2 protein-coding genes are annotated in these 1488 nt (G+C 61.0%); one reads left to right on the forward strand and one right to left on the reverse strand.

The annotated features are described in order from the left end of the window. Positions 1–115 precede the first annotated feature (115 nt). The gene (locus H8F21_RS29090; RefSeq protein ID WP_159958049.1) at positions 116–451 is read left to right on the forward strand and encodes an MliC family protein; all 336 of its coding nucleotides are present in this window, start codon (positions 116–118) and stop codon (positions 449–451) included. Between the two features lie 142 nt (positions 452–593). Here the strand turns inward: H8F21_RS29090 and hemB are convergent. After that, positions 594–1488 (reverse strand): porphobilinogen synthase (gene hemB / locus H8F21_RS29095; protein WP_203585825.1); only part of this gene is annotated, 895 nt, incomplete at its 5' end.

Consider the following 1488-nt stretch of genomic DNA (forward strand, 5'->3'; position numbering starts at 1 on the left):
GCATCGGCAATGAGCGGTTGGAGAGATACGACGCCGCGCCCAACGGTCAGGAACAGGGCTGCCCTTGACGGGTCTGATCAATTGGCGGCCACGGGTCGCCCTACGAGGATTGGCAATGAAAGGCGTTTTCGCCCTGGCTGCATTGGCCCTGTTGGCCGGTTGCAGCAGCATGAACATGTTCACTAGCAAAGCAGAGCCTGCCGACAAGTGGACCACTTGGACTTGCGACAGCAAGGCCGAGGTCAACTGGCGCTTTGCCAACCAAGCTAAATCCGAGGTGGATGTACGCCTCGGCGGTTCCGACCAGGTTTATCGCCTGAAGCAGGACGTTGCCGCCTCGGGTGTGCTGTATGCCAACGACCAATTGGCGTTTCACACAAAAGGCGAGGAAGGCCTGGTTTACTGGGTGGCCACCGATGATTTGATCGGCCGTGGCTGCAAGGCTCAGTAGAAAGAACACGATCTCAAGAGAGATGAGATCCAAATGTGGGAGGGGGCTTGCTCCCGATAGCGGTGTGTCAGTACCAGATGTGCTGACTGATCCCCCGCCATCGGGGGCAAGCCCCCTCCCACATTTTGAATTGCAGCGGGTGTTAGATCCCCGCCAACGCCAGATCCATCGCAAAGTACGTAAAAATCAAATCCGCCCCCGCCCGCTTGATCGACCCCAACGTCTCGCGCACCACGCGATCCTCATCAATCGCCCCCGCCTGTGCGCCAAACTTGATCATCGCGTACTCACCGCTCACCTGGTACGCCGCCACCGGCAACCGCGAGGCTTCGCGGATGTCGCGGATGATGTCGAGGTAGGCACCGGCCGGTTTGACCATCAGCGCGTCCGCGCCTTCCTGTTCGTCCAGCAATGATTCGCGCACGGCTTCGCGGCGGTTCATTGGGTTCATCTGGTAGCTTTTGCGGTCGCCCTTGAGGGCGCTGCCGCCGGCTTCGCGGAACGGGCCGTAGAGGGCCGAGGCGAATTTGGTCGAGTAGGCCATGATCGGGATGTGGGTGAAACCGGCGTCATCCAGGGCGCGGCGGATGGCTTGGACCTGGCCGTCCATGGCAGCCGAGGGTGCGATCACGTCGGCGCCGGCGCGGGCGGCAGCTACGGCTTGTTTGCCGAGGTTGACCAGGGTTGCATCGTTGTCGACATGGGCGCCGTGCATCACGCCGCAGTGGCCGTGGTCGGTGTATTCGCAAAAGCAGGTGTCGGACATCACGATCATTTCCGGCACGGCGTCCTTGATGATCGAGGACATGCGCGAGACCAGGCCGCGTTCTTTCCAGGTGTCGCTGCCGCTGGCGTCCAAGTGGTGGGACACGCCAAAGGTCATCACCGACTTGATGCCGGCGCGGGCATAGCGCTCGATTTCGCTGGCCAGTTTGCGCTCGGGGATGCGCATCACACCGGGCATGCTTTTGATCGGCACGAAATCATCGATCTCTTCCTCGACGAAAATCGGCAGCACCAGATCATTCAGGCTGAAC

The sequence above is a fragment of the Pseudomonas arcuscaelestis genome, from assembly GCF_016881005.1.
GTDB lineage: Bacteria > Pseudomonadota > Gammaproteobacteria > Pseudomonadales > Pseudomonadaceae > Aquipseudomonas > Aquipseudomonas arcuscaelestis.